Genomic DNA, 23,396 nt, shown 5'->3' with positions numbered 1-23,396 from the left:
ACAATCGCGGCCAGGGGCCTCACACACGGCACTACGACAAACGAGGCGAACCTCAGACGTTGACGCCGAAGTCCTGCGCGATGCCGACCAGGCCCGAGGCGTAACCCTGGCCCACCGCGCGGAACTTCCACTCCGCGCCGTTGCGGTACAGCTCGCCGAAGACCATCGCCGTCTCCGTCGCCGCGTCCTCGGAGAGGTCGTAGCGGGCGATCTCGGCGCCGCCGGCCTGGTTCACGATGCGGATGTACGCGTTGCGGACCTGGCCGAAGTTCTGCGAGCGGTTCTCGGCGTCGTAGATCGAGACCGGGAAGACGATCTTCTCGACGTCCGCCGGGAGGCCGGCCAGGTTGACGTTGATCGCCTCGTCGTCGCCCGCGCCCTCGCCCGTGCGGTTGTCGCCGGTGTGGACGATCGTCTGGTCCGGGGTCGACTTGTTGTTGAAGAAGATGAAGTGTCCGTCCGAGTAGACCTTGCCCTCGGGGTTGACCGCGATCGCCGAGGCGTCGAGGTCGAAGTCCGTGCCGGTGGTGGTGCGGACGTCCCAGCCGAGGCCTACGGTGACGGCGGTCAGGCCCGGGGCCTCCTTGGTGAGCGAGACGTTGCCACCCTTGGACAGGCTTACAGCCATTGTTGGGAGTCCTTCCCTCGTTGCGGTGCGGGCTTCGTGCTGAGGACGAAGCTACCGGTACCTGTATGAACGCCAAGAGGGGTACCGAAGGTTCCAGGCGACTTTACTTTCTTTACCTGGACCGTCCGAGGTAATTGGCGTGACGTGGACCGGACAGACACGCGACCATGGGGACATGTCCGGTCCCTATCTCATCCGCGGCTCCGTCTCCCTGCCCGAGGCCGAGCTCATGTGGCGTTTCTCGCGGTCGTCAGGGCCGGGCGGGCAGCACGTCAACACCAGCGACTCCCAGGTGGAGCTCCGGTTCGACCTGGCCAAGACCGAGGCGCTGCCCGAGGTCTGGAAGGCGCGCGCCCTGGAACGGCTCGCCTCCCGGCTCGTCGACGGCGTCGTCACCGTACGGTCCTCCGAGCACCGCTCCCAGTGGCGCAACCGCGAGACCGCGGCGGTACGCCTCGCGGCGCTGCTCGCCGAGGCCACGGCACCGCCACCGAAGCCGCGCCGGGCCACGCGTATTCCGCGCGGTATCAATGAACGCCGGTTGCGGGAGAAGAAGCAGCGGTCCGACACGAAGCGGGGGCGGAACGGGCGGGACTGGGGATAGTTCCCCGACGTCGGGTGCTTGTTGTCACATGGGTGGCCGCGCTGAATTCCTTGAGAACGGCCCCGGTGAATGCAACGGCACGCAAAACGCCGGTGAATTCCCCGCCGCCCGCCCCGAACACACCCCACCCCTATGCCAGTTCCAGCACCCCCACCGTCTCGCCCCCGCTCAGCTCCCCGTTGGGCCGGAACCCCAGCCCCGCGTAGAACCCGGCCGGCCCGGACGCGCCCTCGTGCCACGTGACGTACAGCTCCTTGCCGCCCCGGCGGCGGATCTCCGCGGCGACCGACTCCACCGCGAACCGGCCGTAGCCCCGGCCCTGTTGGTCCGCCGCGATGTTCAGGCGCCAGAGGCCGGAGCGGATGACGGAGGCATCCAGGTTCCAGTCGATGTCGAAGAAGGCCATGACGAAGCCGACGGGACGGTCCGCGTCGATGATCAGGCGGGGCCAGGCGGTGCCGGGGTGGACGTAGGCCTCGGCGAGGGACTTCATGACGGGGGAGACCGCGAACTCCTGGTCGGGGCGGACCCGAATGCCCACCGCGGCCTCGAAGTTGCCCGGGGTGATCTCTTCGAGGCGGGGGCCGGAACCGGAACGCGAACCGGCGGCGGTGATCGTCGTCATGCGTGCACGGTAGGCGGTCGGATCAGCGGGGGGCGAGAGAATTAGCCGCCGCCGCCGCCACCGCCGCCACCGTCACGCCAACCACCGCCGCCGTCAGGCCACCTGCCGCAGTCATCCCGTCAACCACCGCCGCCGTCAGGCCAACTGCCGCAGCCATCCCGCCAACCATGGCCGCCGTCACACCAGTTGCCACCGCCCTCACCCCAACTGCCGGTACCTGCCCCGGAAGTACGACAACGGACCCCCCTCCGCACTCCCCACCTCCGCCGTCAGCACCCGTCCGATCACCAGCGTGTGGTCCCCGGCCGGAATCCGCTGTTCCGTGCGGCACTCCAGGGTGGCGAGGGCGCCGCGGACCAAGGGGGCGCCGGACGCCGCACCGTGGACGTACGGAATGTCGTCGAAGAGCAGCCGGTCGCTGATGCGGCCCTTCATCGCGAAGCGGCCCGCGATGTGGCGCTGGCTCTCGGAGAGGACGGAGACGGCCCACAGGGGCTGTTCGTCGAGGAGGTCGTCCATGCGGGAGCCGTTGCGGAGGCTGACCAGGACCAGGGGCGGGTCCAGGGAGACCGACATGAAGGCGGTCGCGGTCATGCCGACGTCCTCGCCGACCGGGGCATGCGGGTCGTCCGGGTCGTACGGCTCCTCGTGCGCGGTCACCAGGACCACGCCCGCGGCCAGCCGTGAGAGGGCGGCGCGGAACTCGTCGTTGCTCACCCCCACAGCATGCCCGGAGGGATCGACCTTGGTTGGTGACACGGTGTTCAGCACGCCCGAAACGCTAGTCGCCGACACCGGTCCACCGCATCGGACCTGCGGCCCAGTCGGGTCCTAGGACCAACGGCCCACGCGACGGAACATCGTCGTGCATCATGTCCACACACCCACAAAGTTTGCGTTCAGTAAACGCACAGGGAAAATGCAGAAACTCCACTCAATTGTTCATCTTCTGCTGTGACTTGAGTCACAAGGGGTAGTAATTGTTGACCCTGTGTACCGAGTGGGCAGCGCGCTGTGATTCAGTGGCGGGGAAGATGACCCTTGATTCACTGCGAGGTCTCGGGGGGAGGGCGAGTATGGAGACCGAGTCGGAACCCTACGTCCGTCTTGCGACCCTGCGACAACTGCACACGGTCATGGCGGACATGAACACCGCCCGCAGTCTGGCGGACACTCTGCAGACCGTCGCCGACGGCGTGGTCAACGGGCTCGGATACGAGCTGGCATGCGTCAACCTCGTCCGCCCCGACGGCGACCTCGTGGTCGCCGCCTTCGCGGGCAACTCCGCCGCCGAGGCACTCATCACCGGCCGTGTCGGCTCGCGCACCTCCTGGGAGCGCCGTCTCGGCATGGGCGAGTCCTGGGGCGACCTGCGGTTCATCCCGCACACCGAGGGCTGGGTCCTCGACGAGGACGACGTACCGCAGTGGTACACCGACGGCCCCGCACCCCGCTTCGAGGACGAGTGGCACCCGTCCGACCGGCTCTTCGCGCCGATGTACACGCCGGGTGTCTCCGGCGGTTCCTGCGGCGAGCTGATCGGCGTCCTGTCCGTGGACCGCCCGCGCAACGGCCGGCGACCGGGCGCGTGGGGCAAGGAAGCGCTCCAGATGTACGCGTTCCAGGCCGCCATAGCGATCAGCAACGCGCGTCTACGTGCGAATATGCAGCGCGCACTTGTCAGGCTCGAGCGCGAGCAACAGGCCCTGCGCGCAAGCGAGGAGAGCTTCCGGCAGGCCTTCGAGTACGCCCCCTCCGGCATGGCGATAGCCGAGATGGGCGGCGACCAGCACGGCCGAATACTGCGGAGCAACGACGCCCTGTGCCGCCTGCTCGGCCGCCCCGCGTCCGCGATGCGCCGCTACTCCTTCTCGGACCTCGTCCACCCCGAGGACATAGGCACTCTGCTGAGAACCTCGGCGGAGGGCGGACGCGCGGAGCTCCGTCTGGGCCGCCGGGACGGCACGTACGTCTGGGTCTCGCTCCGCAACTCCGTCGTCGCGGACGCCGCCGACGGGCCGCGCTTCCTCCTCTCCCACGTCGAGGACATAGAGGACCGCAAGCGCCGCGAGCTCCAGCTCGCCCACCGCGCCGCGCACGACGCGCTGACCGGCCTGCCGAACTCGGCGGAGCTGCGCACCCGCCTCTCCGCCCGCCTCTGCCAGCGCCCGCAGTCCACGTTCCCCGGCGAGATCGAGTCCATCGACGCCGCGTACGGACATCCGACCCCGGCCTACGACGCGAACGGCCACGGCTTCGACTTCCGCCCCGGCGCCGACCTCCTCGACGCCTACGACCACCACGTCCACACCATCGCCCCCGAGGGCGAGCGGGACGACGGCACCAAGGGGCTCGCGGTCCTCTTCTGCGACCTCGACGGCTTCAAGTCGATCAACGACCGGTTCGGGCACAACGCGGGTGACGCGGTTCTCATCGAGGTCGCCCGGCGGCTCGGCCGGGCCGTGCGCGACGGCGACACGGTGGCCCGGCTCGGCGGCGACGAGTTCGTCGTCCTGGCCGACGGACTCGGCAAGGCCGACGCCGCCGACCTCGCCGTACGCCTGCGGAACGAGATCATCCAGCCCATCCGGGTGGACGGCCGGGCCGTGCGGGTCGGGGCCAGTTTCGGTATCGGCTGGGCCCACTGCGGCATGACGGCGGACGAGGTCCTGAAGTCCGCTGACGAACGGATGTACATCGAGAAACGATCTCGTCCCAAACAGCACAGACGCGCGGGATGATCTCCAGGTCAGTGGGCTGATGCGGCCGGAGTCACCCGTTTGGACGACGCGGAGCGGGTAGGCTCGCAGTTCTCCAGATGTATCGAAGACATGTCTGAAGACGCATCTGAAGACGTATGAAGAAGACGTTTCCGAAGCTGACGTATCTGCACCCGCACCTGTTGAGGAGTACCTAGGGATGACGCCCGGCAACAACGGCGCGAGCACGCCCGAGGACGACGACCCGTTCGGCTACCTGTACGAGGACGGCCAGGCCGCCGGCGCCCAGCCGCCGTCCGGCGGTGGCTACGGCTACCCGGGTTCGGTCAACCGAGTGCGCCCGGTCGGCGAGCGCCAGTACGGCGCCCAGCAGCAGGCCGCGGCCACGGCGCAGTACCAGCAGCAGTACGGCCAGACCGTCCCGCAGCAGCAGTCCTACGGCGCCCAGCCGAACACGCACTACCAGGCCCCGGAGACCTTCCCCGGCGGCCCGCCCGCAGGCCAGCAGCCCCCGTCGTACAACAACGGCGGTGGCGGCCGGGGCCGCGGCCCCAACACCAAGGGCCTGCTGATCGGCGCGATCGCGGTCGTTGCCGCGGTGGTCATCGGCATCAGCGTCGCGATGATGAACGGCAACGGCGACGACAAGACCGACGACCAGGCGGGGTCGACCCCGTCGACGTCGCAGAGCGCCTCGTCGAGCCCGTCGCCGAGCACCAGCGCGTCCAGCGGCCTGGAGACCCAGACCATCGACGCCAAGGCGCTGAAGCTGGACGGCGGCGCCGCCCTGGCGTCCGACGTCAAGGGCGCGGACGCCGACGGCGGCGTCTATGTGACGGGGCTGAACGCGGCCGGAGCCTCGGTCACCTGGACGGTGAACGGCATCCCCTCGGACGGCACTTACACGGTCTTCGCGCACTACAGCTCCACCAGCGACGACCAGCAGATGACGCTCAGCGTCAACGGCAAGAAGTTCGGCAGCCCGTTCAACCTGAAGAACTACGCGGGGGCCCCGGACGGCAACTTCGAGAAGGGCTGGACGACGAGTTTCGCCTGGCCCACCCTCACCAAGGGCACCAACTCGATAAGCCTGTCCTGCGAGGACGCCGCCAAGTGCAATGTCCTGCTGGACCAGTTGTGGGTGAAGCAGGGCCAGGTCAAGAAGTAGGTGGGGCGACAGCCCGGGAAGTGACCGGCTCGCGTCAGGCCGCGGAGGCGTCTCCTGTCACCGCGACCCGCCCCAGCAGTTCCTCGTAGGCCGCCCGGTCGAACTCGCCCGCCACCGGCGCCAGTACGGTCGCCGCCGACAGGGCCACGGCACGGGCCAGGCGGTCCGGCCACGGCAGTCGCTCCACCAGACCCGACAGCAGGCCCGCGACCGCCGAGTCGCCGGCGCCGGTCGGATTGCCGTGGACGCGGGCCGGAGGCGTCGCGTGCCACTCGCCCTCCGGGGTCGCCGCCAGCAGGCCCTGTGCGCCGAGGGAGGCCACCACCGCGTGGGCACCCCGTCGCCGCGCGTCCCGCGCCCCGCCCAACGGCTCGTGGGAGCCGGTGAGTTCGGCCAGTTCCTCGGCGTTGGGCTTGACCAGGTCGGGGCGGGCGGCGACGCCCCGGCGCAGCGGTTCGCCGCTGGTGTCGAGGAGCACCGGGACACCGGCCGCCCGTGCCGTCCGGACCAGCCCCGCGTACGCGCCCACCGGCACCCCCGGCGGCAGACTCCCGCACAGGGCCACCGCCGACGCCCCGCCCAGCAACCCCTCGTACGCCTCCTGGAACGCGGACCACTCCGCCGAAGTGACCGTCGGGCCGGGCTCGTTGAGTTGAGTCGTGTCACCGGTCAGCTCGTCCACCACGGCGATCGTGCGCCGGGTCGGTCCGGCGACCGGGACGAGCGCGTCCAGCACACCCGGCGTACCCGCGAGTCGATCCCGTACGACCCGTCCGGTGGCGCCGCCCGTGAAGCCGGTGACCGTCACCTCGTGGCCGAGGGCGGCCAGTACGCGGGCCACGTTCAGGCCCTTGCCGCCGGGCCGTTCGGTCACCTCGGACACACGGTGCGAACCGTGCGGTCGCAACTCCCGTACCCGATAGGTGATGTCGAGAGCGGTGTTCAGCGTCACCGTGAGGATCACCGGGCCGGCCTCCCCCGAAGTATGTGTATCTGGCGTCCAGTTCGGGCCCGATCATGCCAAAGAGACGGCGGTCGGCCCAGACCCGGACCGATCGCCGTCTCCTGTGAATCCACGCGATGCGCTGTGCGTCACTCCAGTTGGGGTTCGACCACCCAAGTGCCGCGCCGCATCACGCCCTTGAGGTCGAACGCGGAGTCCAGCAGTACGAGGTCCGCGTACTTGCCCGGCTCCAGCGAGCCGATCTCGTCGTAACTGCCCAGCAGCCGGGCCGGGTTGGCCGAGATCGCGGTGACCACGTCCTCGACCGGCAGCCGGTCGACCGTCACCGCGCGCTTGAAGGCCCGGTCCAGGGTCAGCGTCGACCCCGCGATCGACCCGCCCTCCACCAGCCGCGCCACGCCCTCGCTGACCTCGACCTCCAACGGGCCGAGCATGTACCGGCCGTCACCGAAGCCCGCCGCGTCCATCGCGTCCGTGATGAACGCGACCCGCTCCGCACCGGCATGGTGGAACGCCAACTCCAGCGCCGCCGGGTGCAGATGCGTACCGTCGTTGATCAACTCGACCGTGATGCGCCCGTCTTCGAGCAGCGCCGCGATCGGACCGGGCTCGCGGTGCCCGAGCGGCGGCATCGCGTTGAACAGGTGCGTGGCGACCGTCGCGCCCGCGTCGATCGCCTCCACCGTCTGCTCGTACGACGCGTCGGTGTGCCCGATCGCCGCGATGACGCCGTGTTCGGCGAGGAGGCGTACCGAGTCGAGCCCGCCCGGGAGTTCGGTCGCGAGGGTGACCATCCTGGCCGTGCCGCGGGCCGCGTCGACCAGCTTGCGGACGTCCGCGGGGTCGGGGTCGCGGAGCAGGGCCTCGGAGTGGGCGCCCTTGCGGCACGGGGAGATGAACGGGCCCTCGAAGTGGATGCCGGCGAGGTCGCCCTGTTCGGCCAGTTCGGAGAGGAGGCCGGCGCGGTGGGCGAGGAAGTCCATGTCGCCGGTGACCGTCGAGGCGACCAGGGTGGTGGTGCCGTGCCGGCGGTGGGTGTGGATGCCCTTGAGGACGTCCTCGATGGTGCCGGAGGTGAAGGAGGCGCCGCCGCCGCCGTGGTTGTGGATGTCCACGAATCCCGGTACCAGCCAGTGGCCGGTGACGTCGATGACCTGGGCGTTCTCGGGGGCTGCGCCGGTGATGCGGGTGCCGTCGATGATTACTCGGCCGTCTTTGACCGTTCCGGTGGGTAGGACCACTGTGGCGCCGGACAGGATGAGGGGCCTTGTGCCGGTCGCGGGCTGCGGGTGCGTCGTAGCTTGTCGCGCAGTTCCCCGCGCCCCTGGGTCGGCTGCCATCAGGCGGTTACCTCCGTACGGTCGGTGTGGTTGAGGAGATCCCAGGCCAGTAGGCCTGCACCTAGACATCCGGCGGTGTCTCCGAGGGCCGCAGGGACCACCGACGGCAGCTTCTGGAAGGTGACCCGGGCCCGGACCGCCTCCCGTAGCGGTGTGAACAACGTTTCCCCCGCCTCCGCCAGGCCGCCACCGATGATGATCGTTCGGGGGTCCAGGAGGGTGAGAGCGGTGACCAGGCCGTCGGCGAGGGCGTCGACGGCTTCCTGCCAGACCTTTTCCGCGCGCGGGTCCCCGGCGGCGACCGCCTTCGCGCAGTCCGCCGCGTCCGCCCCGGGGTCGCCGGAGACGGCCGCCCACGCCTCGGTCACCGCCGCCGCGGACGCGTACCGCTCCAGACAGCCGACCTGGCCGCAGGGGCAGGGCGTGCCGCCCGGTCGTACGACGATGTGGCCGATCTCGCCCGCGAAGCCGTGCGCGCCCGCCTCCACCCGGCCGTCGATGCCGATCGCGCCCGCTATGCCGGTGCCCAGCGGTACGAACAGGAAGCGGTCGGCGCCCTTGCCCGCGCCGATGCGGCCCTCGGCGAGGCCGCCGGTGCGCACGTCGTGGCCGAGGGCGACCGGGACACCGCCGAGCCTCGCGGCGAGCAGATCGCGCAGCGGTACGTCCCGCCAGCCGAGGTTGGCCGAGTAGGCGGCGATGCCCCGCTCGGCGTCGACGATGCCGGGGACGGCGACACCGGCCGCGGCCGCGGGCTCGCCGTAGTGCTCCTCGCCGTACGCGCGCAGCTCGGCGGCGAAGCCGAGGATGTGCTCGACGACCGCGTCAGGACCGCGCTCTCGGCCGGTCGCCCGGCGGGCGCGGTGGAGCAGTACGGGGGGTCTGGGGGGTGTCCCCCCAGAAGGAGGTGTGTCCGCCCCAACGAGGGCGGCCTTCATCCCGGTGCCGCCCACGTCGAGGGCGATGACATGTCTCACGGGGGACAGTGTGGCCCGTCTACCCGCGAGAGGTCTAGTCCACTTACGTGGTGTAGACCTTATGGGTTCGCAGAGCGAACGTCACGACAGCAAAGGTTGGGGATTCGGCAGTGCAGCGGCGCAGGACAGGAATGATCGCGGTGACCTCCGCACTGGGTATGACGGCGGTCCTCGGGGGCTGTGGCCTCGGCGGGGACTCCGGTGAGGTCACGCTGCGGCTCGTCGCCGCGGACTACGGCGACTCCGCGTCCAACAGTTCGCGGAAATACTGGGACGGACTCGTCAAGGAGTACGAGGCGAAGCACGCGGACGTCAAGGTCGAGGTCAGCGTCTACTCCTGGAACGACGTCGACCGCAAGGTCAAGGAGATGGTCGCCGCAGGCAAGGCGCCCGACATGGCGCAGATCGGCGCGTACGCGGACTACGCCGACGCGGGCAGGCTGTACTCCACCGCCGACCTGCTCTCCATCCCCGTGGAGGCGGACTTCCTGGAGCCGCTCATGGACGCGGGGCAGGTGAACCACCTGCAGTACGGCATACCGTTCGCCGCGTCTACGCGCGTCCTCTTCTACAACAAGACGCTCTTCCGCGAGGCCGGGCTGACCCCGCCGAAGGACTGGAGCGAGCTGGCGGCCGACGCGGAGGCGCTGAAGGAGCGGGGCGTGAAGTATCCGTTCGCGCTGCCGCTCGGCTCGGAGGAGGCGCAGGCCGAGACCATGCAGTGGCTGCTCGGTGGGGGCGGTGGCTACACCGACGACATCGGCACCTACACCATCGACTCCACGGAGAACGTCTCCACCTTCACCTGGCTCCGCGACAACCTTGTCGACAAGGGGCTGACCGGGCCCGTGGCACCGGCCGAGCTGAACCGCGCGGACGCGTTCACCGCCTTCGCCGACGGTGACGTCGGCATGCTCAACGGGCATCCGACCCTGATGCAGCAGGCCGCCAAGAAGGGCGTGAAGTTCGGCACGGTCGCGATGCCGGGGCGTACCGGCAAGGCCAAGACCACGATGGGCGTCGCCGACTGGATGACCGCCTTCAAGCAGAACGGCCACCGCGAGCAGATCGGCGACTTCCTCGACTTCGTCTACAGCGAGAAGAACGTCCTCTCCTTCTCCCGAGAGTACGACCTGCTGCCCGTGACCAACTCCGCGTCCGAGGCGATGGAGGAGTCGACGCGGGACAAGGCGCTACGGCCCTTCCTGGAGGAACTCCCGCTGTCCACGCTCTACCCGGTCGGCAACACCTCCTGGGCCACGGTCAGCGCCGACATCAAGAAGCGGATAGGGCAGGCGGTGGCCGCGAACGGCAACCCGGGGGCGCTGCTGGGGCAGTTGCAGGCGGCGGCGACGCTGGCGGAGAGCGGGAAGTAGGCGTACGTGGCAGTGAGCGGGGGCGTTGTCAGTGGCGGGAGCTACGGTGCAAGGCATGGACACGGACCCGCCGCCCCCACCACCCCCACCACCCCCGCGGGTTCCCTCGCTGAACCGGAGGGAACAGGACATCCTCGCGCTGGAGCGCCGCGGCTTCCCCGGCCCCGGCGTGAAGGAGCGCGCGATACGCGAGGAACTGGGCCTGGCCCCCGTGCGCTACTACCAACTGCTCAACGCCCTGCTGGACGACGAGCGGGCACTGGCCCACGACCCGGTGACGGTGAACAGGCTGAGACGGGTCCGCGAGACGCGGCGCGCGGAGCGGTGAGGAGCGGCCGGGACAGGCCGGGAGTGGCCGGGAGTGGCCGGGCGGTGTGCGGGTCCCGGCCGTGCGCCGGTGAGCGAGGGGTGAGCGGGGGCCCGCCCGGATAGGGTCGATGTATGGGCAGCCCTCAGGACTCCACCGATCCCGACCCCGATCGCCAGGTCTCCAGCGGTCCCGATTCCCAGGTTCGCCACGATTCCCGGAACTCCAACGGCTCCGATCCCCAGGCTCTGAGCGATCCCCAGGTCTCCGGCGACCCCGATCCCCGGGCTCCACGCGATCCCCGGAACTCCACTGGCCCGGCCCCCCGGGTCTCCGCCGATCCCGTCGCCGCTCCCACGTCCCTCGTCCTACCGACCCCCGTCACCCGTGCCGGGCGCGAAGGTCTGGAGGCGATCCTCGCCAAGCCGGCCGCCGCGGTGATCGGGCTCGACTTCGACGGCACGCTCGCGCCGATCGTCGCGGACCCCGAGCAGGCCCGCGCGCACCCGGGCGCGGTACCGGCGCTGGCCGCGCTCGCCCCGAAGGTGGCGTCCGTGGCCGTGATCACCGGCCGCCCGGCAGGCGTGGCGGTCCGCAACGGCGGCTTCGCGGGCGTACGCGGCCTGGAACACCTGGTCGTGCTGGGCCACTACGGCACGGAACGCTGGGACGCGGTGACCAGTACCGTCAGCGCTCCCGCCCCGCACCCCGGGGTGGCAGCCGTCCGCGCCGAACTCCCCGGCTTCCTCGACCGGATCGGAGCCTGGCGGGGCACCTGGATCGAGGAGAAGGGCCGCGCCCTCGCCGTCCACACCCGCCGCGCCGACGACCCCGAGGCCGCGTACGAGGCCCTGCGCGCCCCCCTCACCGACCTCGCCGCCCGCCACGGCCTGATCGTCGAACCCGGCCGCATGGTCCTGGAGCTGCGACCGCCCGGCATGGACAAGGGCGTAGCGCTCATCGAGTACCTCCGCGAGACCGGCGCCGAGTCCGTCCTCTACGCCGGCGACGACCTCGGCGACCTCCCCGCCTTCGCCGCAGTCGAGAAACTCCGCTCGGACGGCGTCCCCGGCCTGCTCGTATGCAGCGGCAACGACGAGGTCACGGAACTGAGGGAGCGGGCGGACCTGGTGGTGGACGGCGCGGCGGGGGTCGTGGGCCTGTTGTCCGCGCTCGCGGCTCAACTCCCCTGATCCCGCAGCGCGTTCAGCTGCTCCAGGAACCACTGGGCCGGCGGCAGAGCCGTAGCCGCCGCCGCGAGGCGCTTGGTCCGTTCGGCGCGTTCCTCGGTCGGCATGGTCAGGGCCTCGTGGAGTGCGGTGGCCGTGGCGATGACGTCGTACGGGTTGACGGCGATCGCGTCCTTGCCCAGTTCCTGGAACGCCCCCGCCTCCCGGGAGAGGACCAGCGCGCACCCCTCGTCGGAGACGACGGGCACCTCCTTGGCGACGAGGTTCATGCCGTCCCGGATCGGGTTGACGAGCGCCACGTCGGCGAGCCGGTACGCGGCCAGCGAGCGCGCGAAGTCGTCCTTGACGTGGAGCACCACCGGGGTCCAACCAGGCGTCCCGTACCGCGAGTTGATCTCGTCCGCGAGGCGCTGCACCTCGGCGGTGTAGTCCCGGTACACGGCGAGGTCCTGCCGGGACGGGTAGGCGAAGGCGACGTGCACGACCCGCTCCCGCCACTCGGGGTGGTCGTCGAGCAACTGCCGATACGCGAGCAGCCCGCGCACGATGTTCTTCGACAACTCGGTCCGGTCCACCCGGACGATGGTCCTGCGGCCTTCGCCGATCTCCTCGCGCAGCGCGGCCATGCGCTCCTCGACGTCCGCCTCGTGGGAGCGGGCGTGCAGGAACTCGGCGTCGGCACCGAGGCTGTGGACACCGATGAACGTCTTCCGGGTGATCCGCTCGCGCCGGGTGTCGGGATCGCGCCGCACGTGCTCGATGGCCCGCGGGGCGCCCGACGGCCAGGTCGAGAGCCAGCGGTAGGTGTCGACCCCGCCCGCGCAGTTCTGGAACGCCGTCGCCCAGCGCCAGGTCAGGAACCCCACCCGGTCCGCCCCGAGCAGGCCCTCCATCAGCCGTACCTGAATGTCGTCCGGCAGCATCCCGAAGTACTCCACCGGCGCCCATGGCGTGTGCGAGAAGTGCCCGATCCGCAGGTCGGGGCGGAGTTCGCGGAGCATCCCGGGGACCAGGCACAGGTGGTAGTCCTGCACCAGCACCGCCGCGCCCTCGGCCGCCTCCTGGGCCAGCGCCTCCGCGAACGCCCGGTTGTACAGCTCGTAGGACGCCCACTGGCGCCGGAACTCCGCGTCGAAGACCGGCTCCAGCGGGGTCTGGTACAGCATGTGGTGGACGAACCACAGCACGGAGTTGGCGATGCCGTTGTACGCGTCGGCGTGCACGTCGGCCGGGATGGCGAGCATGCGCACACCGTCCTCGCCGACCCCCCGCCGTACCGCCTCCCGGTCACCCTCCGACAGCGCCGAGCACACCCACAGCGCCCCCGCGTCCGGCCCGATCGCCGACAGCCCGGACACCAGCCCGCCGCCACCCCGCCGGGCACGCAGCGAACCGTCGTCGCCCACCTCGTACGAGACCGGGCCACGATTGGACGCGACGAGCACCTGAGCGGCACCGGACGGGGACGAGGGGGACGACGTAGAAGCCATACGGCACAACCTAGCCCGGCCCGGAAACGCTCAAACGTACGGACGGGTCACAACGGACCGGATGGATCCGTATACGGCCAGGCCGCGACCGGACCGCGACCGGGGCGCGGCCTGGGCATGGCCTGGGCATGGCCGGCCCACGGCCCGACCGGGGCCTGACCGGCCGTGCTGCTACGCCACCTTGCGGGACTGGTACTCGGTGATGTCCGCCATCGGCGGCCTCTCCTCCGTGTCCACGGAGTACGTGCGCGGCTCGAAACCGTCCGGACCCCGTTCGAACTGGGTCAGGGAGGGCCGGATCAGATGCCCGCGGGCCAGCCTCAGCTGAGCCGTGCGGTAGATCTGCGCGGCCATCCGCCCCAGCGCCTGCCCGTCCTGGTGCCGGTGCTTGCGCACCCCGACGTCCACCTGGGCGAGCGCGTCCAGACCCACCAGGTGCAGCGCGTCGACGAGCATGCCCAGCTCGACGCCGTACCCGACGGGGAAGGGGAGTTGCTCAAGGAGAGAGCGGCGGGCCGCGTACTCACCGCCCAACGGCTGCACGAATCCGGCCAGTTGAGGCCAGTGCATGTTCAGCAGCGGGCGGGCCATCAGCTCGGTGACGCGTCCGCCCTGGCCGGCCGCGCCGCCGAGCGGGCGGTCGTACATCGCCTTGACGAGGTCGACGCCGGGGTCGGTGAGCAGCGGGCCTACGATCCCGGTGACGAAGTCCGAGGAGAACTCCTTCAGGTCCGCGTCGATGAAGCAGACGATGTCGCCGCTCGTCACCAGCAGCGAGCGCCACAGCACCTCGCCCTTGCCGGGCACGGCGGGGATGCGGGGCAGGATGTCGTCCCGGTGCACGACCCGGGCGCCCGCCGCGGCGGCCACCTCGGAGGTGCGGTCGGTGGACCCGGAGTCGACGACGACGATCTCGTCGACGAGCGGGACCTGCTGCATGAGGTCATGACGGATGATCGCGACGATGTCGCCGACCGTCGCTTCCTCGTTGAGCGCGGGCAGCACGACACTGACCGACTGGCCCGTGCGGTGCTTGGCGGCAAGAATCTTGTGGAGCGGCCGATCGGTCATGGACCAGGAGCGGGTGCTCAGCCAGTGCTCGACTTCCTTCAGCACGTTGCGCGGCTCCTCTGCGTTCTCTCGGCGAGGGCTGGTCACAGACAGTGAGTGTCTGGTCCATCTCGCGGTTCGGACGGCTCACTCAACTGTCCTGGCCTTCGGTTACAGTCTTGAACAACGCTGATGACCATCGCATGTCGGGGGCCGTCGGCGAGACAATCGCGTACACAACTGAACACCGCTCATCCAGAGGGGCAGAGGGATACGGCCCGTTGAAGCCCCGGCAACCCTCCAGCCGGTCTTGTCGCATGTGGTGAAAGAACCGCCATGCGCCGAGGCTCCCGGCTCGGGAAGGTGCCAAATCCGTCTCATGGCGAAATGCGTCGTGAGGAAGATGAGGAAAGGGCCTCGCCTCCATGGCTGCGCAGACTGTTGCAAGCACCACGAACCCCGCGAAGACGGACACGACCGCCGCGGACCCCACCCCCACGAACACCGTCGACCTCGGCCCCGCCACCGCGCTCTCCTGCCGCGAGTGCGGCCACCGCGTCCCGCTCGGCCCGGTCTTCGCCTGCGAGGAGTGTTTCGGCCCGCTGGAGATCGCCTACGACTTCTCGGCCTACGACACCGAAGAGCTCCGCAAGCGGATCGAGGCGGGCCCCGCGAACATCTGGCGTTACGCGCCCCTGCTGCCCGTCCCCGCCGACGTGGCGACCAAGCCGAACATCAACCCCGGCTGGACCAAGCTCGTCCAGGCCGACAACCTCGCCCGCGAACTCGGCGTCGACGCCGGCAAGCTGTTCGTGAAGGACGACTCCGGCAACCCGACGCACTCCTTCAAGGACCGCGTCGTGGCGCAGGCCATCGAAGCGGCGCGCGCCTTCGACTTCACCACCCTCTCCTGCTCCTCCACCGGCAACCTCGCCGGCGCCGTCGGCGCCGCCGCCGCCCGGGCGGGCTTCCGCTCCTGCGTGTTCATCCCGCACGACCTGGAGCAGGGCAAGGTCGTCATGGCCGCGATCTACGGCGGCGAGCTCGTCGGCATCGAGGGCAACTACGACGACGTGAACCGCTTCTGCTCCGAGCTGATCGGCGACCCGGCCGGCGAGGGCTGGGGCTTCGTCAACGTCAACCTGCGGCCGTACTACGCAGAGGGCTCCAAGACCCTGGCGTACGAGATCTGCGAGCAGCTCGGCTGGCGGCTCCCGGACCAGCTGGTCGTGCCGATCGCCTCCGGCTCGCAACTCACGAAGATCGACAAGGGGCTCCAGGAGCTGATCAAGCTCGGGCTCGTCGAGGACAAGCCGTACAAGATCTTCGGTGCGCAGGCGGAAGGATGCTCGCCGGTGTCCGTCGCGTACAAGGCGGGGCATGACGTCGTACGGCCGCAGAAGCCGAACACGATCGCGAAGTCGCTGGCGATCGGGAACCCCGCGGACGGTCCCTATGTGCTGGATATCGCCCGGCGCACCGGTGGGGCTGTCGAGGACGTCACCGATGAGCAGTGTGTGGACGCGATCAAGCTGCTGGCGCGGACGGAGGGCATCTTCGCGGAGACCGCCGGTGGGGTGACCGTCGGTGTGGCGAAGAAGCTGATCGAGAGCGGGTTGCTGGATCCGACGTTGACCACGGTTGTGCTGAACACCGGCGACGGTCTCAAGACCCTGGACGCGGTCGCCGGTACTGGGCTCACCGCGACGATTCGGCCCAGCCTCGAGTCGTTCAGGGAAGCTGGGCTCGCGTCCTAGTCGTTCTTCGTCTGCGGGCCGGTGGGGGCTGGTCGCGCCCACGCGCCGGTAGCCGCAAATCGATACAGCCCCGCGCCCCTGAAAGACAAAAGCCGTACCTGACCGGAGGTCTTGAGCATGAGCGTTTCCGTCCGTATCCCCACCATCCTGCGCACCTACACCGGCGGCAAGGCCGAGGTCTCCGCCGAAGGCGCCACCCTCGCCGAGGTCATCAGCGACCTGGAGAAGAACCACAGCGGTATCTCCGCCCGCGTCCTCGACGACCAGGGCAAGCTGCGCCGGTTCGTCAACGTCTACGTCAACGATGACGATGTGCGGTTCGAGCAGGGGCTGGAGACGGCCACTCCGGACGGGGCCGGCGTCTCGATCATTCCGGCCGTCGCGGGCGGCTGATAATTACCCTTGGTAACGCCGGTTACCGAGAGTTCATCGAATTGCCCCCTCCGTGAGAGAAACGGAGGGGGCAATTCTGTATGGTTGAGCGCGGTAGAGTTGGGGAACGCGCACCACTCCGCATGCCGGACGCATATGAGTACCGGCTCCGCGTGCGATGAGAAGTAGCCAAAGTGTGTAGGCATTTTGCGCGTTATGTGCCCTTTATCGGGCCCGACTTGCCCTGAAGTCGGACGAATTCTCCGTAAATTCCCGACCGATCCTGCCCGGAATTCTCGTCGGATTGACCTGTTGCAGACGGCAGTTGGACGGATACATTCGGCCGCGGTCGACGCGTTCCGGCGCACGCCCCCAATCCTGTGGGGGGTGAGGTCTGACCCGGATCCGCGAAGTGTGGGTCCGTGCAAGGGCCAGTAATAGGGGAGTTAGGCATGGCTCAGGGCACCGTCAAATGGTTCAACGCGGAGAAGGGGTACGGCTTCATCGCGGTCGACGGTGGTGCGGATGTTTTCGTCCACTACAGCGCGATTCAGATGGACGGCTACCGCACCCTGGAAGAGGGTCAGCGGGTCGATTTCGAGATCTCGCAGGGTCAGAAGGGGCCGCAGGCGGACATGGTCCGGCTCGCGACCACCTGAAGCACGCGCCGACGAACAGCAGCGACGTTCTTCGTTCCTCATCGAAGGGCTCGTACTCCTGGGGGGTCACCTCCTGGGGTACGGGCCCTTCGGCATGCCCGGAGCCGGGGGTCGGACTCGGGGGCCGCAGCAGGGGCCGGAGTGGGTGCCAGAACGTGGGAGCCGCTTGCACTCGACCATGCCGAGTGCTAATCATTGGCGTTAGCACTCTGAAGGTGAGAGTGATAACGAAGGACCGGGTCGGTGAGGCCCGCAGGCCAGGTGGTGCAAGGAACCATCGGGGCAGGCAGGCCGTCCGTCGCGGGCGCCAGCGCGGTCCGGAGCAATCCACCCCAGTCCGGGAGGACCACTTCACATGGCCAAGATCATCGCGTTCGACGAGGAGGCACGGCGCGGTCTCGAGCGCGGGATGAACCAGCTCGCCGACGCCGTCAAGGTCACCCTTGGCCCCAAGGGCCGCAACGTCGTCCTCGAGAAGAAGTGGGGCGCCCCCACGATCACCAACGATGGTGTTTCCATCGCCAAGGAGATCGAGCTCGAGGACCCGTACGAGAAGATCGGCGCAGAGCTGGTCAAGGAAGTCGCCAAGAAGACGGACGACGTCGCCGGTGACGGTACGACCACCGCGACCGTCCTCGCCCAGGCCCTCGTCAAGGAGGGTCTGCGCAACGTAGCCGCGGGCGCCAACCCGATGGCCCTCAAGCGCGGTATCGAGAAGGCCGTCGAGGCCGTCTCCGGTGCCCTGCTGGAGCAGGCCAAGGACGTGGAGACCAAGGAGCAGATCGCTTCTACGGCCTCCATCTCCGCCGCCGACACCCAGATCGGCGAGCTCATCGCCGAGGCGATGGACAAGGTCGGCAAGGAAGGCGTCATCACCGTCGAGGAGTCGCAGACCTTCGGTCTCGAGCTCGAGCTCACCGAGGGCATGCGCTTCGACAAGGGCTACATCTCGGCGTACTTCGCCACCGACATGGAGCGTATGGAGGCCGTCCTCGACGACCCGTACATCCTGATCGCCAACTCGAAGATCGCCAACGTCAAGGACCTGCTCCCGCTCCTGGAGAAGGTCATGCAGTCGGGCAAGCCGCTGCTGATCATCGCCGAGGACGTCGAGGGCGAGGCCCTGTCCACGCTGGTCGTCAACAAGATCCGCGGCACCTTCAAGTCCGTCGCCGTCAAGGCTCCGGGCTTCGGTGACCGTCGCAAGGCCATGCTCGGCGACATCGCCATCCTCACGGGCGGCGAGGTCATCTCCGAGGAGGTCGGTCTCAAGCTGGAGAACGCGACCGTGGACCTGCTGGGTCGCGCTCGCAAGGTCGTCATCACCAAGGACGAGACGACGATCGTCGACGGCTCGGGCTCGGCGGACCAGGTTGCCGGTCGCGTCAACCAGATCCGCGCCGAGATCGAGAACAGCGACTCGGACTACGACCGCGAGAAGCTCCAGGAGCGCCTCGCCAAGCTCGCCGGTGGCGTCGCCGTCATCAAGGCGGGCGCGGCCACCGAGGTCGAGCTCAAGGAGCGCAAGCACCGCATCGAGGACGCCGTTCGCAACGCGAAGGCGGCCGTCGAGGAGGGCATCGTCGCCGGTGGCGGCGTCGCGCTCATCCAGGCGGGTCACGTCTTCGAGAAGCTCGAGCTCGAAGGTGACGAGGCCACCGGTGCCGCGATCGTCAAGCTCGCGCTCGAGGCCCCGCTGAAGCAGATCGCCGTCAACGGTGGTCTCGAAGGCGGAGTCGTCGTCGAGAAGGTCCGCAACCTGCCCATCGGTCACGGCCTCAACGCCGCCACCGGTGAGTACGTGGACATGATCGCCGAGGGCATCATCGACCCGGCGAAGGTCACGCGCTCTGCCCTGCAGAACGCCGCGTCCATCGCCGCGCTCTTCCTCACCACCGAGGCCGTCATCGCCGACAAGCCCGAGAAGGCCGGTGCCGGCGCGGGTGCCGGCGGCGGCATGCCGGGCGGTGACATGGACTTCTGATCGACCCCTCCGGGTTGGTCAACGGTCTTGCCGAGGGCGGTACTTCCTGTTCCGACAGGGGGTACCGCCCTCGGGCGTTTCCGGTTTCATGTCCAGGATCATGTTCGGGATCGTGTCCGGTATCACAGGGCGCGGCGCCGACCGGTCGGAATGCGGGGCTTGGCCGGACGGTTGTCGTTGACGCATGATCAATGCATACGCACATACCAACTGGTACCTGATATTCGATGTCTGGTGCCTGGTGTCCCGAGGAGCCCCCACACGTGTCTACGACCGCCCCCGCCTCCCGAGCGGCCGAAGTTCTCGCCCGTCCGATCACCCTCAACGGCCTGACCGTCCCGAACCGGATCGTGATGGCGCCGATGACCCGGCAGTTCTCGCCGGGCGGGGTGCCCGGTGAGGACGTGGTCGGCTACTACTCCCGGCGGGCCGCCGCGGGCGTGGGCCTGATCGTCACCGAGGGGACCTACGTCGGTCACGACTCGGCCGGGCAGAGCGACCGCGTCCCGCGCTTCCACGGCGAGGAGCAGCTCGCGGGCTGGGCGAAGGTCGCCGAGGGCGTGCACGCGGCGGGCGGCACGATCGTTCCCCAGCTCTGGCACATCGGCATGGTCCGCGAGCAGGGCCAGCCGCCGTACGCGGACGCCCCCGCCGTCGGCCCCTCCGGGCTGCGCATCGGCAGCGACGAGGTCACCGGTACGGCCATGACCCAGCGGGACCTGGACGACGTCATCGGCGCCTTCGCCGAGGCCGCGGCGGCGGCGGAGCGGATCGGCTTCGACGGCGTCGAACTCCACGGCGCGCACGGCTATCTCCTCGACCAGTTCCTGTACGCGGGCACCAACCGCCGTACGGACGCCTACGGCGGTGACGCGGTCGCCCGCACCAAGTTCGCGGCGGAGATCGTGGCGGCGGTCCGCGAGACGGTCTCTTCGGAGTTCCCGATCATCTTCCGTTACTCGCAGTGGAAGCAGGATGTCTACGGTGCCCGTCTCGCCGAGACCCCGGAGGAGCTGGAGGCGATCCTGACCCCGCTCGCGGCGGCCGGCGTCGATGTGTTCCACGCCTCCACCCGCCGTTACTGGCTCCCCGAGTTCGAGGAGACCGGCTCCGATCTCAACCTCGCGGGCTGGACCAAGAAGCTCACCGGCAAGCAGACCATCACCGTCGGCTCGGTTGGCCTCGACGGGGACTTCCTCAAGGGCTTCCGCGGCGAGGGCGCCCCCGTCAAGGGCATCGACGACCTCCTCGACAGCCTGGAGCGCGACGAGTTCGACATGGTCGCGGTCGGCCGTGCGCTGCTCCAGGATCCGGAGTGGGCCGTGAAGGTGCTCGCGGGGCGGGTGGAGGAGCTGGCGCCGTACGACGCGGTGGCGCTGCGCTCGCTGAGCTGAGCTGAGCCGGGCTGAGCTTGGCTTTTGTTGTGCGGCCGGTGGGAGCGCGCCATCCCTGGGGGCTGCGCCCCCAGACCCCCATCGGCCCTGAAGGGGCCTCGTCCTCAAACGCCGGACGGGCTGGATAGTGGCGGCCTGTGGCGGAAGGCACCGGACGGGCTGGGTGGTGTGGCTCGGGCTGGGGGGCGCGGTCGGAGTGGGTGGTGCCGGTCAGGGTGGGGAGTGATGCGTACCGTGAGTCGCATGACCTCTGCCTCTCGGGTGGCGACCGTCGCCGATCTGGACGCCATCGTCGCGACCTTCACCAGCGCCTTTCTCCATGACCCGATCTGGGGGCCCGCGTTTCCGGACGAGCGGCGGCGGGCTGTGCAGGCGGCCGTGATGTGGCACGTCTACGCCGGTTCCGCGCTGCGTTATCCCTGGACGCTGGTGACGCCGGAGACGGAGGCCGCGGCGGTCTTCATTCCGCCGGGCGGGGTCGAGTTGACCGAGGAGGAGGCCGCCGGGCTGGAGGGGCGGCTGGCCGGGGTCACGGATGCGGGGACCGCCCGCGCGATCACGGTGCTGGGGGAGCAGTTCGAGGCGGCGCACCCCGCCGAGCCGTACTTCTACCTCACGATCCTCGGCACGCACGCCGACCATCGGGGCAAGGGGCTGGGCATGGGGCTGCTGGCCGACGGGCTCGCCCGGATCGATGCGCTCGGTCCGCTCGGCGCTCCCGTGTACCTGGAGTCGACCAACCCGGCCAACAACAAGCGGTACGAGAGCGTCGGCTTCGTGGCGCGCGACGAGATCGTCACCGCCGGCGGTCAGGTGGTCACGACGATGTGGCGGGCGGCGGCCACGCGTTGAGCCGTGGCTCTTGGTAGGGGTCCCAACTCGGGCTAGCGTGCCGGAACATGAGAATTCTCCACCTGTCCGACACCCACCTGGAACGCACCGACGCCCCCAACCGCAACGGCGTCAACGCGACCGACTCCCTGCGGCTGATGCTGGCCGAACTGCGGCACCAGCGCGAAGTGGACGCCATCGTCGTCACCGGGGACCTCGCCAACGACGGGGCGGTGGAGGCGTATACGGCCGTGCGGGAGCTGGTCGGGGGCTTCGCGCAGCGGATGGGCGGGGTGCCGGTCTTCTACACGACCGGGAACCATGACGAACGCGAGGTGTTCGGGAAGGTGTTGGGGAGCGGACACCTGGCCGCCGACGGCACGGATCGGGTCGTGTCCGCCGTGTTTCCGGTCGAGTTCGCGTGCGCGGCCGTGAGCGACGTGGGCGGCTATCGGTTCATCACGCTCGACTCACTGGTGCCGGGAAAGGTGTACGGGCGGCTGAGCGGGGCCCAACTGGACTGGCTGAAAGAGGAGTTGAGCACGCCGTTCGGGAACGGGACCGTCCTCGCCTTCCATCACCCGCCCATCGCCCTCGACGTACCGTCCCAGCGGGCCTTCGGGCTGCTGAACCCGGGGGAGTTGGCGGACGCGATCCGGGGGAGCGACGTACGGGTGGTCCTCACCGGGCACTTCCACCTCCAGCTCTTCGGCTTCCTGGAGGCGACGCCGGTGTGGGTCACGCCGGGGGTCGTCAACCGGATCGACCTGACGACGGCGTACGGCACGGAGCGGGCGGTGCGCGGCGCCTCGGCCTCGCGGGTCGAACTGGGCGGTGGGACCGGGCCGATGTTCCACACGCTCCACGCACGGGACCCACGGGCACACGAGACGGTGTACCAACTGGACGAGGAACGGACCCGGTTGGTCATCGAACGGGAACGGGAACGGGAACGGGAACAGCAGGGCGGCTAGCGGGACTTGAACCAGGCGACCGAGACGACCAGGGCCGCGCCGATCGCGGCGCCGACGACCTGGTAGGCCGCGTTGAAGGCCAGTTTGGAGCGGTCGGTCAGGGCCCAGTCGCGGCCGGCGAAGAGCCGTATGCCCGTCACCTGTTCCTCGTCGTACTCGAAGGACAACCCGTCTATCTTCCCGTGCCCTTGCTGTCCGCCGGGCAGGCCCCAGGTGCCCTTGCACAGGTCGTTCCCGTCGCAGTGGACGTAGCCTTCCGTGCTCGTCCACTCACCGTCGACGAACCGGTGGACGTTCTTCGCGGCGAACCACAACGGCAGCGCGAGCGCGCACAGGCACGCGACCAGCACCAGCCGCTGCCACCACTTGAGCCCGCTCACCACATCCGTACTCCACGACAACGGGCCCATGTCAGAGATTCCCCAGGGGCTCGATGTCCACGTGCACGGGCGTGCCCCACACGCGCAGCACCTCGTAGTCGGTGAACTCGTGCACGAGGCGGTACGCCATGGCCGGGCGGGAGCCGCGCCGCTGGGCGGCGAGATACAGCTCGGCCTCGTGCCGGTCGCGGCGCGGGGTGCCGCAGAGCTGCCAGGCCTGGCCGTTCCACAGCTCGGGGAGCCAGCGCTGCTGGGCCTGCGGGCGGTCCTCGCGGACGCCGTAGCGGGAGGGTGTGGTGTCGGTGGGCCGGGGTGCGCCGGGGCCGTTGATCTCGGAACGGCGGGCCGCGCGGCGGCGGGTCTCGCAGAGCAGACAGAGGTCCGGGGCGTCCGCGTCGACCGGGCCGTTCGGATGCTCCGGGCAGCGGGTGGTCGGCGCGCCGCCGCTGACGGTGTCGTCCAGCAGGTCCAGGGCGCGCCTGAGATCCGCCTTGACCTCGTGCAGCCGGGCGTCGGGGGTGTCGGAGGTGAGCGCCTCACCGTGCTCGCCGAGGAGACGGAGGGCGCGGCCTAGGGCGGTCTGCTGGGCGTGGTTCATGGTTCGCT

At 69.7% G+C, this 23,396-nt stretch carries 23 protein-coding genes and 1 riboswitch; of the genes, 13 read left to right on the top strand and 10 right to left on the bottom strand.

Going from position 1 to position 23,396, the window contains the following annotated elements; genetic code table 11:
* Positions 1–52: 52 nt before the first annotated feature.
* Entirely contained in the window at positions 53–628 is a 576-nt protein-coding gene (locus ACIRRY_RS21780) for a TerD family protein (RefSeq protein WP_403975124.1), read from the bottom strand.
* A 175-nt stretch (positions 629–803) separates the two neighbouring features.
* Between ACIRRY_RS21780 and arfB the strand changes: the two genes are divergently transcribed.
* Positions 804–1,232 (top strand): alternative ribosome rescue aminoacyl-tRNA hydrolase ArfB, encoded by a 429-nt coding sequence (gene arfB / locus ACIRRY_RS21775; protein WP_403975122.1) that lies wholly within the window; start codon positions 804–806, stop codon positions 1,230–1,232.
* A gap of 130 nt (positions 1,233–1,362) precedes the next feature.
* Here the strand turns inward: arfB and ACIRRY_RS21770 are convergent, their stop codons facing one another.
* Both ACIRRY_RS21770 and ACIRRY_RS21765 read right to left on the bottom strand, forming a co-directional pair.
* Positions 1,363–1,857 carry a GNAT family N-acetyltransferase gene (locus ACIRRY_RS21770; protein ID WP_403975120.1) on the bottom strand — a complete coding sequence of 165 codons (495 nt, stop codon included), beginning with the start codon at positions 1,855–1,857 and terminating at the stop codon, positions 1,363–1,365.
* 198 nt (positions 1,858–2,055) lie between these two features.
* Positions 2,056–2,628 carry a flavin reductase family protein gene (locus ACIRRY_RS21765; RefSeq protein WP_403975118.1) on the bottom strand — a complete coding sequence of 191 codons (573 nt, stop codon included), beginning with the start codon at positions 2,626–2,628 and terminating at the stop codon, positions 2,056–2,058.
* Between the two features lie 305 nt (positions 2,629–2,933).
* On the opposite strand from ACIRRY_RS21765, the gene cdgB reads away from it, so the two are divergent.
* Together cdgB and ACIRRY_RS21755 are read left to right on the top strand one after the other, a co-directional pair.
* Positions 2,934–4,598 carry a diguanylate cyclase CdgB gene (gene cdgB, locus ACIRRY_RS21760; RefSeq protein WP_403975116.1) on the top strand — a complete coding sequence of 555 codons (1,665 nt, stop codon included), beginning with the start codon at positions 2,934–2,936 and terminating at the stop codon, positions 4,596–4,598.
* 178 nt (positions 4,599–4,776) lie between these two features.
* The gene (locus tag ACIRRY_RS21755; protein ID WP_403975114.1) at positions 4,777–5,745 is read left to right on the top strand and encodes a carbohydrate-binding protein; all 969 of its coding nucleotides are present in this window, start codon (positions 4,777–4,779) and stop codon (positions 5,743–5,745) included.
* A gap of 34 nt (positions 5,746–5,779) precedes the next feature.
* Here the strand turns inward: ACIRRY_RS21755 and ACIRRY_RS21750 are convergent, their stop codons facing one another.
* From ACIRRY_RS21750 to ACIRRY_RS21740, 3 genes are all read right to left on the bottom strand, one after another.
* Positions 5,780–6,709: a 1-phosphofructokinase family hexose kinase gene (locus ACIRRY_RS21750; protein ID WP_403975112.1), complete on the bottom strand. Its 930-nt coding sequence runs from the start codon at positions 6,707–6,709 to the stop codon at positions 5,780–5,782.
* A 128-nt stretch (positions 6,710–6,837) separates the two neighbouring features.
* Positions 6,838–8,049, bottom strand: a complete 1,212-nt coding sequence (nagA, locus tag ACIRRY_RS21745) for an N-acetylglucosamine-6-phosphate deacetylase (protein ID WP_403975110.1) — start codon at positions 8,047–8,049, stop codon at positions 6,838–6,840.
* Positions 8,049–9,026 carry an ROK family protein gene (locus ACIRRY_RS21740; RefSeq protein WP_403975108.1) on the bottom strand — a complete coding sequence of 326 codons (978 nt, stop codon included), beginning with the start codon at positions 9,024–9,026 and terminating at the stop codon, positions 8,049–8,051. Before ACIRRY_RS21740 ends, nagA begins: the two co-directional genes overlap by 1 nt.
* A gap of 131 nt (positions 9,027–9,157) precedes the next feature.
* Between ACIRRY_RS21740 and ACIRRY_RS21735 the strand changes: the two genes are divergently transcribed.
* The 3 genes from ACIRRY_RS21735 to otsB all read left to right on the top strand — a co-directional run bounded on the left by ACIRRY_RS21735 (position 9,158) and on the right by otsB (position 11,902).
* Positions 9,158–10,402, top strand: a complete 1,245-nt coding sequence (locus tag ACIRRY_RS21735; protein ID WP_403975106.1) for an extracellular solute-binding protein — start codon at positions 9,158–9,160, stop codon at positions 10,400–10,402.
* A 55-nt stretch (positions 10,403–10,457) separates the two neighbouring features.
* On the top strand, positions 10,458–10,730 hold the full coding sequence (locus ACIRRY_RS21730) for a DUF3263 domain-containing protein (RefSeq protein ID WP_403975103.1): 273 nt from the start codon (positions 10,458–10,460) through the stop codon (positions 10,728–10,730).
* 383 nt (positions 10,731–11,113) lie between these two features.
* A complete protein-coding gene (gene otsB, locus ACIRRY_RS21725) occupies positions 11,114–11,902 on the top strand; it encodes a trehalose-phosphatase (protein WP_403975574.1) in 789 nt (262 codons plus the stop codon).
* Here otsB and ACIRRY_RS21720 read toward each other — a convergent pair.
* Both ACIRRY_RS21720 and ACIRRY_RS21715 read right to left on the bottom strand, forming a co-directional pair.
* Entirely contained in the window at positions 11,890–13,389 is a 1,500-nt protein-coding gene (locus ACIRRY_RS21720; RefSeq protein WP_403975101.1) for a trehalose-6-phosphate synthase, read from the bottom strand. The two genes, otsB and ACIRRY_RS21720, sit on opposite strands and share 13 nt — an antisense overlap.
* Positions 13,390–13,560: 171 nt before the next feature.
* Positions 13,561–14,505 (bottom strand): glucosyl-3-phosphoglycerate synthase, encoded by a 945-nt coding sequence (locus ACIRRY_RS21715; protein WP_043673456.1) that lies wholly within the window; start codon positions 14,503–14,505, stop codon positions 13,561–13,563.
* Between the two features lie 182 nt (positions 14,506–14,687).
* A riboswitch (SAM riboswitch) is annotated at positions 14,688–14,849 on the top strand.
* Between the two features lie 15 nt (positions 14,850–14,864).
* Between ACIRRY_RS21715 and thrC the strand changes: the two genes are divergently transcribed.
* The 7 genes from thrC to ACIRRY_RS21680 all read left to right on the top strand — a co-directional run bounded on the left by thrC (position 14,865) and on the right by ACIRRY_RS21680 (position 22,410).
* Positions 14,865–16,196 carry a threonine synthase gene (gene thrC / locus ACIRRY_RS21710; RefSeq protein ID WP_403975098.1) on the top strand — a complete coding sequence of 444 codons (1,332 nt, stop codon included), beginning with the start codon at positions 14,865–14,867 and terminating at the stop codon, positions 16,194–16,196.
* Between the two features lie 117 nt (positions 16,197–16,313).
* Complete coding sequence (locus ACIRRY_RS21705; protein WP_403975096.1) at positions 16,314–16,589, top strand: MoaD/ThiS family protein; 276 nt, start codon at positions 16,314–16,316, stop codon at positions 16,587–16,589.
* A 431-nt stretch (positions 16,590–17,020) separates the two neighbouring features.
* Positions 17,021–17,227, top strand: coding sequence for a cold-shock protein (locus ACIRRY_RS21700; protein WP_006382349.1), 207 nt, complete (start codon positions 17,021–17,023; stop codon positions 17,225–17,227).
* A 355-nt stretch (positions 17,228–17,582) separates the two neighbouring features.
* Positions 17,583–19,211, top strand: coding sequence for a chaperonin GroEL (gene groL, locus ACIRRY_RS21695; RefSeq protein WP_200690012.1), 1,629 nt, complete (start codon positions 17,583–17,585; stop codon positions 19,209–19,211).
* A gap of 263 nt (positions 19,212–19,474) precedes the next feature.
* A complete protein-coding gene (locus tag ACIRRY_RS21690; protein ID WP_403975093.1) occupies positions 19,475–20,605 on the top strand; it encodes an NADH:flavin oxidoreductase in 1,131 nt (376 codons plus the stop codon).
* A 243-nt stretch (positions 20,606–20,848) separates the two neighbouring features.
* The gene (locus ACIRRY_RS21685; RefSeq protein ID WP_403975090.1) at positions 20,849–21,457 is read left to right on the top strand and encodes a GNAT family N-acetyltransferase; all 609 of its coding nucleotides are present in this window, start codon (positions 20,849–20,851) and stop codon (positions 21,455–21,457) included.
* A 47-nt stretch (positions 21,458–21,504) separates the two neighbouring features.
* A complete protein-coding gene (locus tag ACIRRY_RS21680) occupies positions 21,505–22,410 on the top strand; it encodes a metallophosphoesterase (protein WP_403975087.1) in 906 nt (301 codons plus the stop codon).
* Here the strand turns inward: ACIRRY_RS21680 and ACIRRY_RS21675 are convergent.
* On the bottom strand, positions 22,407–22,790 hold the full coding sequence (locus ACIRRY_RS21675) for a hypothetical protein (protein ID WP_403975084.1): 384 nt from the start codon (positions 22,788–22,790) through the stop codon (positions 22,407–22,409). The two genes, ACIRRY_RS21680 and ACIRRY_RS21675, sit on opposite strands and share 4 nt — an antisense overlap.
* 31 nt (positions 22,791–22,821) lie before the next feature.
* A complete protein-coding gene (locus ACIRRY_RS21670; RefSeq protein ID WP_388101863.1) occupies positions 22,822–23,388 on the bottom strand; it encodes a hypothetical protein in 567 nt (188 codons plus the stop codon).
* Between the last annotated feature and the right edge of the window lie 8 nt (positions 23,389–23,396).

The organism is Streptomyces sp. NPDC101776 (genome assembly GCF_044766845.1).
GTDB lineage: Bacteria > Actinomycetota > Actinomycetes > Streptomycetales > Streptomycetaceae > Streptomyces.
Note: the sequence above shows the minus strand (reverse complement) of the source record. Positions and strands in the feature narration are given on the sequence as shown.